The organism is Micromonospora sp. NPDC051227 (genome assembly GCF_044455385.1).
Classification (GTDB): Bacteria; Actinomycetota; Actinomycetes; order Mycobacteriales; family Micromonosporaceae; genus Micromonospora.
In genome coordinates, this window is the sequence record NZ_JBITET010000017.1 from 130,027 (window position 1) to 137,021 (window position 6,995).

The window sequence follows — 6,995 nt, forward strand, 5'->3', positions numbered from 1 at the left end:
CCGGCGGCGCGGTCGGCGGCGACCGCTGGGCCGATCGGATGTCATCCGATCGGCCTCCGACTTTTTCCCGGTTGTCGCCGCAGCCGAATGGGCGTTTGTCGGGTTGGTCATGCGGGCGCACATCTCGCAGCCAGAAAATACATAACTCCGGACATAAGCCGCATGAGCCGCTTTAATGGTTTCACGAGTTTAGAGACGACCTTGGGGGTTTTCGTGAAGTTCTTTGCCGTAACCGGACCGGCATGGGGGCACTCCTGATGGAACTGCTCCGCCAATTGCGCCACGTGCGTCGGCACTGGTGGGTCGCGCTGGTCACGGTCATGGTGGCTCTCGGCGTCTCGGCGTTTTTGACCGTACGGGCCCAACCCCGGTACGTCGCCTCGGTGACCTTCTTCGTCACCACCCCCAACACCGGCGTCAGCGACGCCTATCAGGGCGGGCTCTTCCTCCAGCAGCGCGTCAAGTCGTACGCCGATCTGCTCAGCAGCGATCGGCTGGCGCAGAGCGTGGTGGCCGAGACTCCGGTCGGCCTCACCGCGGACGAGGTGCAGCGCCGGGTGAGCACCTCGACCGAGACCGGCACAGTTCTGCTGCGGGCGTCGGTGACCGATACCGACCAGACTCGCGCGTTGCGCGTGACGGAGAGCCTCGCCAACAAGTTCGTCGAGCTCGTCCAGAAGGTCGAGACGACCCCGGAGGGCAAGGCGCCCATCAAGATCGAAGTGGTCAGTGGCCCGCGGGTCAGCGCCGACCCCGTCTCGCCGCAGCCGGCCCGCAACCTCACCCTCGGTGGTCTGGTCGGTCTGATCCTCGGCGTCGGTCTGGCGATCCTGCGGGGCGTCGCCGACGTCCGACTGCGCGATGCCGCCGGCCTGCAACGCGCCACCGGCAGCCCGCTGCTCGGTGAGATTCCGTTCGAGGCCAACGCCCGCAGCGCGCCTCTCATCGTGGGCGACGCCGCGACCTCGGCGCGCGCCGAGGCGGTCCGCAAGCTGCGAACCAACCTGCGCTTCGTGGACGTCCACGAGCCGGCCCGGGTCATCGCGGTGACCAGCGCCCTGCAGGGCGAGGGCAAGACCACGCTCTCCTGCAACCTGGCCATCGCCCTGGCCGAGGCGGGCTGGCGGGTGCTGCTGGTCGACGCGGATCTGCGCCGCCCGAAGGTCGACGACTACCTGGGCCTGGACGCCGGCGTCGGTCTCACCGACGTGCTGGTCGGCGACGTGAAGGTGGGCGACGTCGTGCAGCGCTGGGGCGACAAGTCGCTGCTGGTGCTGCCCAGCGGGTCGGCCCCGCCGAACCCGAGCGAGCTGCTCGGCTCCAAGGCCATGTCGGACCTGCTGCTGGCGCTGCGCGAGTCGGCGGACATCGTGATCATCGACACCGCGCCACTGCTCGCGGTGACCGACGGCGTGGTGGTGGCCGTGCAGGCCGACGGCGCGCTGCTGGTGACCCAGCAGGGCCGTACCTCGCGGACCCAGGTCGCCGCGGCGGCCCGGTCGCTGCACTCGGTCTCGGTCCGGTTGCTCGGCTGTGTGCTGAACATGGCCAAGGTGGCCAAGGCCGAGGCGTACCAGTACGAGGCCTACCGGGTGGTCGCCTCGACGCCCGAGGCGTCGGTGCCGGCCGACCGGGCCGCGTCCGGCCGGCACAGCGCGACCGCCGACGGGGTCAACGGCGTCCCCGACCACACCCAGGAACTCACCCGGCTGCCCCGATGAGCGCGGCGAGGGGTCGCAACGACCGTTCGATCTCCTCGGCGCAGCGTCGGAAGTCGGCCGCGGTACCGCCGATCGGGTCCCGAAGGTCGTCCTCGTCCGGGGCGGCGGGTTGCAGCCGTCCCCGGGCCTGGGCGGCGGCGGCGATCGCCGCCCGCAACGGGTCCTCGGCCGAGTCGGCGGGCGGTTCGGCCGCCGCGGCGAGCCGGCCGAACTGGCGCAGCGTGAACGTCCGGTGCAGCGCTCCCGGCGCCAACGAGGTGCAGACCGAACGTTGGCGTCGGGTCGCGGTCAGCACGAGCGTCGCGTCGACCAGGTACTCGGGGCGCAACGCCCGGGTCCGGAACGCCGCCGGGTCCGCGCCGCTCTCGGTGGCGACCTCCATGGCGTACGGGTGCATGACCAGCCCGTCGATCGCGTCGGTGCCGGCGCTGGCCACCTCGACGGGTCGGTCGGCCAGCAGCCGACGGGCCAGGTACTCGGCCATCGGTGACCGGCACAGGTTGGCGTGGCAGACGAACAACACGCGATCAGCCATCGGTGCCCCTCTCATCGGTACGGACGCGGGCGCTCGCACCGCGAGGGCGGTGCGTCGACGCCGGTGGCCGCGCGGGGAGGGGTTGTCGGCATCGTACGCGCGCCGCACGCCCGCCGGTCGTGGTGCCGCGCCGGCCGCCGGCGATCTCTGTGGGACGGGGGCGTACCGGTGAAGATCGGCATCCTGTCGTACCACTTTCCGCCCGAGCCGGCGTTCATCCCGGGGAGCCTCGCCGAGGAGTTGGCCGCGCGTGGGCACGAGGTGCGGGTCCTCACCGGCTTTCCGGACTACCCCGGCGGGCACGTCTATCCCGGCTGGCGACAGCGGTGGCACCACGAGACGCACAGCCAACGGCTGAGCGTCCGACGGGTGCCCCGGTACCCCGGGGGCGCCGCGTCCATCGGCGGAAGAATGGCCAGTTACCTCTCCTTCGCCGGCAGCGCGGGGCTGGTCGCCCGCCGGTTCCTGGGCGACGTGGACGCGCTCTACGTCTTTCAGCTCCCGGCGACGACGTTCGCCGCCGCCGGGGTGCTCCGGTTGCTCGGGCGGGTGCCGGCGGTGCTGCACGTGCAGGACGTCTGGGCCCGCGACGGCGCGGAAGAGGGGGGCGAGGGGCGCTGGGTGGCGCGAATGGGCAACGCGATGACCCGGATCTACCGGGCCGCGTCCCGAATCGCGGTCGCCGCGCCGTCGATGCGGGAGCTGGTGGTCGCCGCCGGTGCCGACCCGGCCCGGGTCCGGTTGGTGCTGAACTGGACCGACGAGCGGATCTTCCACCCGGCGACGCCCGGCGCGGCGGCCCGCCAGTTGGTCCGCCGGGATGGACGGTGCGTGGTGATGCACGCCGGGACCATCGGGGCGCGGCAGGGGCTGGAGACCGCGGTCCGGGCGGCCGCGGCGCTGGACCGGACGATGGATCTTGTCCTGGTCGGTTCGGGCGCGGCGGAGCGGCGGGTGCGGGGGCTCGCCGCCGAGCTGGGCGCAGAGAATGTCCGCTTCCTGGAGCGGCGGTCGCCGGTCGACATGCCCGAGCTGTACGCCGCCGCCGACTACCAACTGGTCATGCTGCGCGACCTTCCGGAGCTGCGCCGCATGGTGCCCGGCAAGCTCCAGGCCGCGCTCTCCTGCGCCGCGCCGGTGATCGCGTCGGCCGGCGGGGACACGGCCGAGTTGGTCGAGCGGGCTCGGGCTGGGCTGTCCTGCCCGCCGGAGGACTGGGCCGCGCTGGCCGACCGGTTCTGGTTGGCCGCCACCATTCCGCCGCCGACCCGCACCGAGATGGGTCGCCGGGGTCGGGCCACGTACCTGCGAGAGATGTCGCTGCCCGCAGGCGTGGACCAGATCGAACGGCTGTTGCACGAGGCGGCCGGACGGGTCGCACAGCCCGCCACGGAACCACGAAGGAAATTCGCTTAAAGGGCGACAAACGCAATAACGGTACGAACCTCCCTGATGCGTGCTAAGAACGTCAGGGAATCGACCTTCTGTCCGGTTCCGTGAATGGGAGTGTAGTGTGACGGTGAGCGAACGACCGATCCGGCGGCGGAGCCGGTCCCGGCGTCGTCGGCACGCCCGACTGCGACGGGCCCTCCTCGGCGCCCTGGTGGTCGGCTCGCTGCTGTTGGCGACCGCCGGGTGGGTCGGCTTCCGCGGCTGGCAGGCGCGCACCCACCTGCTCAACGCCGCTGGCCTGGCCCGAGAGTTGAGCGCCCAGACTGTCGGTGGGGACACCGGCCGCGCCCTGCGGACGCTCGCCGCTCTTCAGGAGCAGGCCGGCGCGGCCCGCGCGGCGACGGCCGATCCGACGTGGCAGCTCGGGCGGCGTACGCCGATCGCCGGCGACGACCTCGACGCCGTCGCGCAGATCGCCGTCGCCATCGACGAGTTGGCCCGACACGCGTTCCCGACCCTGCTTCGGGCGGATCTGACCAGCCTGGTGCCGACCGGCGGGCGGGTGGACCTCGCCCGACTCGCCGCCGTCTCCACACAGCTGACCGCGGCCCACGAGTCGGTCCAACGTACCCGCCAGAACCTGGCCGCGGTGCCCGTCGACAGCCTGGTCAGCCAGATCCGGCAGGCGCTGACCGACCTGCGCGACGAGATCGACCGGCTGGCCAGCCTCACCACGGCCGCCGACCAGGGAGCCCGACTCCTCCCGCCGCTGCTCGGCGCGAACGGCCCACGCCGCTACCTGCTGGTCTCGCAGAACCTCGCCGAGTTGCGCGCCACCGGCGGCATGTTCGGCGCGTACGCGATGATCGAGGCGGAGAACGGCAAGGTGAAGATGGGCAAGCAGGGCAGCAGTGCCTCGCTCGGCCGGTTCACCCCGGCGCTGAAGGTGCCCGCCGAGACCCGGGCCCTCTGGACAGACCTGCCCGGCATCTATCCCGCCGACGTCAACCTGTCTCCGCACTTCCCGACCGCCGCGGCGCTGTACCGCGAGATGTTCCGGCGCAAGACCGGCACCACTGTCGACGGCGTGCTCGCCGTCGACCCGGTGGTGCTGTCCTACCTGCTCAAGGCGACCGGTCCGGTGCTGGTGCCCGGCGGTGTCCCGCTCGCCAGCGAGAAGGTAGTGCAGACCCTGCTCAATGACAGCTACCAGCGCCTTGACCTCAAACAGCAGGACGAGTTCTTCGCGGCGTCGGCGTCGGCGGTGTTCGACGCCTTCTTCAAGAAGAATGTCAACCCACGGGTGTTGTTGTCCGCATTCGACCGTGCTATCACCGAACGCCGGATATTGTTCTGGAGTGCCCGACCTGAGGAACAGCGGACATTCGGCGAGAGCCGGATGGCCGGGACGCTTCCGGAACAGGACACCGTGCCGACTGTCGGCGTGTTCCTCAACGACGGCAGCGGCGCGAAGCTCGGCTACTACCTGCGGCCGACGGCGAACCTGACGGTCGGCGAATGCCGGTCGGACGGCCGCCGTGAGCTCCGGCTACGGGTGACCCTGCGCTCAACGGCGCCGAAGTCCGGACTTAGCGAATCCGTTCTCGGCCTCGGCCTGGCTGGCGATCCGTACACCGCCCGCACGTTGGTGTCGATCTTCAGCCCGGCTGGTGGAGCGGTGCTGGAGGCCCGACTGGACGGCGCCGAGACGGCGCTTGGCAGCGGCACCGAACGCCGCCGTCAGGTGGCGACGGCCAGCGTCGACGTCGGCCCCGGCGCCGAGAGGGCGCTGGAGGTCACCGTGCTGACGGCCAAGACCGGCGTCGGGCAGGCCGAGCTGTGGCTGACCCCCACCGCCAGCCCCTGGACCACCCAAGTTCATTCCGCACCAAGCTGTGATCAGTAGGAGGGAACCAATCATGCGGCTATCCCGCATCATCATGGCGCTCACGGTCGGCCTGGCCGTGGTGGCCGTGCCGACGGCAGCGGGGGCGGCACAGCCGCAGCCGACGCCCAGCGCTACCACCGACCCGCCCCAGCCGCCGCCGTACCCGCCGGCAGCCGCCTCACTGACCGTCAACCGACCGACGATCTTCCTCGGCGAGACGGTGTTGCTGACCGGCACCGGCTTCGGCCCGAACGAGACCGTCGACATCTCGGTGACGGTGACCCCGCTGGCCGCCCCGGCCGGCGGTCAGGCTCCGGCTCGCCGGAGCGACGGCAGCACCGTGGCGATGACCCCGGTGGCCTACCAGGCGAGCGCGCCCCTGAACTTCACGGCGTTCACCGACGCCCAGGGTCGCTTCACCAAGAGCTACAGGCCGTCGGTGACGGGTCTGCTGACCTTCACCGCCACGGGACGGGAGTCCGGCCGTACCGCCACCACCGAGCTGCGGGTGCTGCACAAGAAGCAGCCGCTGCCCGTCACGGGTGACAGCCTCGGCACGCCCATGAAGCTCGGTGGCGGCCTGGTCGGCGCCGGAGCAGTGATGTTGCTGCTGACCCTGGCCTGGCGTCGCCGCCAGCGCTTCGGTGGTGCGGCGCACTAATCCACACCACCGGGCTGCGCCCGGATCGCACCGAAGCTGGCGCCCGTCGGAACACTCCGACGGGCGCCAGCCTGTTCAGGGAGACGGGGCCCGCCAGCGTCGTCCCGGGGACCGTCGTCGGTCCGGCCATGCCCGTCGATGTCGAGGTCGAGATGCCGCCGGTACGATCTTCGGCGCCTTGTGTCCGTCTTGCGGCCTTTGCGCGGTCGGTCCGTTCGTGATCGACTCGGGTTCCTTGAAGTCGGGGTTCGGGAGTCCGGGATGCCCCGACTTCCGTGAACCCGAGTGGATCACCCCGGGTGAGGGCCGGTTCGGCGCTGTAAGGCCGGCGCTGTGTGGGTGGTTTGGTCGTTGGTGGGGGTTTGTGGGTGGTGACCGGGCGCCCCCGTGGGCTGGAATCATGGCCGGGTCGGGGTCGTTACATACCCTGACGATCGCAGTACCACCGACTGGCCGCCCGAACCCCTGGGGCTGGTCGGGCAGGTTGGAATGCCAACCCGGGTCCGGTCGTTGCAGTCCGCACGACCGACCGATGGGCACCGCTACGAGGGTGCCCGGCAGGTGGGCCCCCGGGAATGACCCTGGCCCCCGGTCGTTGCACTCCCCACGACCGACCGACGGGCACCGCCACCAGGGTGCCCGGCAGGTGGGCCATCCCCCCGGAATGACTCCGGCCGGCCGGTCGTTACACAGGGACCCGGTGCCCCCCGGCTCGCCAGGTACGCCGACCCCGACGCCCGACACGGGTTTCACCTCCCAAGACTTTTTCCCTTGTTTGTGCAGCGCCGGACGAGGTGC

The 6,995-nt window shown here is 71.4% G+C and carries 5 protein-coding genes; 4 read left to right on the forward strand and 1 reads right to left on the reverse strand.

Annotated elements, in window-relative coordinates:
- Positions 1 to 242 precede the first annotated feature (242 nt).
- Entirely contained in the window at positions 243 to 1,721 is a 1,479-nt protein-coding gene (locus ACIA47_RS29535; protein WP_238411572.1) for a polysaccharide biosynthesis tyrosine autokinase, read from the forward strand.
- Here the strand turns inward: ACIA47_RS29535 and ACIA47_RS29540 are convergent.
- Entirely contained in the window at positions 1,702 to 2,256 is a 555-nt protein-coding gene (locus tag ACIA47_RS29540) for a low molecular weight phosphatase family protein (RefSeq protein ID WP_396711577.1), read from the reverse strand. The genes ACIA47_RS29535 and ACIA47_RS29540 overlap by 20 nt on opposite strands.
- Before the next feature lie 168 nt (positions 2,257 to 2,424).
- Here ACIA47_RS29540 and ACIA47_RS29545 point away from each other — a divergent pair, with 168 nt between their 5' ends.
- The 3 genes from ACIA47_RS29545 (at position 2,425) to ACIA47_RS29555 (ending at position 6,197) form a co-directional block, all read left to right on the forward strand.
- Positions 2,425 to 3,672 carry a glycosyltransferase family 4 protein gene (locus ACIA47_RS29545; protein WP_396711578.1) on the forward strand — a complete coding sequence of 416 codons (1,248 nt, stop codon included), beginning with the start codon at positions 2,425 to 2,427 and terminating at the stop codon, positions 3,670 to 3,672.
- Positions 3,673 to 3,775: 103 nt separating this feature from the next.
- Positions 3,776 to 5,554 (forward strand): DUF4012 domain-containing protein, encoded by a 1,779-nt coding sequence (locus ACIA47_RS29550; RefSeq protein ID WP_396711579.1) that lies wholly within the window; start codon positions 3,776 to 3,778, stop codon positions 5,552 to 5,554.
- Between the two features lie 13 nt (positions 5,555 to 5,567).
- Positions 5,568 to 6,197 (forward strand): hypothetical protein, encoded by a 630-nt coding sequence (locus ACIA47_RS29555; RefSeq protein WP_203123761.1) that lies wholly within the window; start codon positions 5,568 to 5,570, stop codon positions 6,195 to 6,197.
- The last annotated feature ends 798 nt before the right edge of the window (positions 6,198 to 6,995 follow it).

Excerpts from the sequence above, each read along its gene's own strand:
- ACIA47_RS29535 (WP_238411572.1), top strand. The coding sequence starts at position 243 with ATGGGGGCACTCCTGATGGAACTGCTCCGCCAATTGCGCCACGTGCGT.
- ACIA47_RS29540 (WP_396711577.1), bottom strand. The coding sequence starts at position 2,256 with ATGGCTGATCGCGTGTTGTTCGTCTGCCACGCCAACCTGTGCCGGTCA.
- ACIA47_RS29555 (WP_203123761.1), top strand. The coding sequence starts at position 5,568 with ATGCGGCTATCCCGCATCATCATGGCGCTCACGGTCGGCCTGGCCGTG.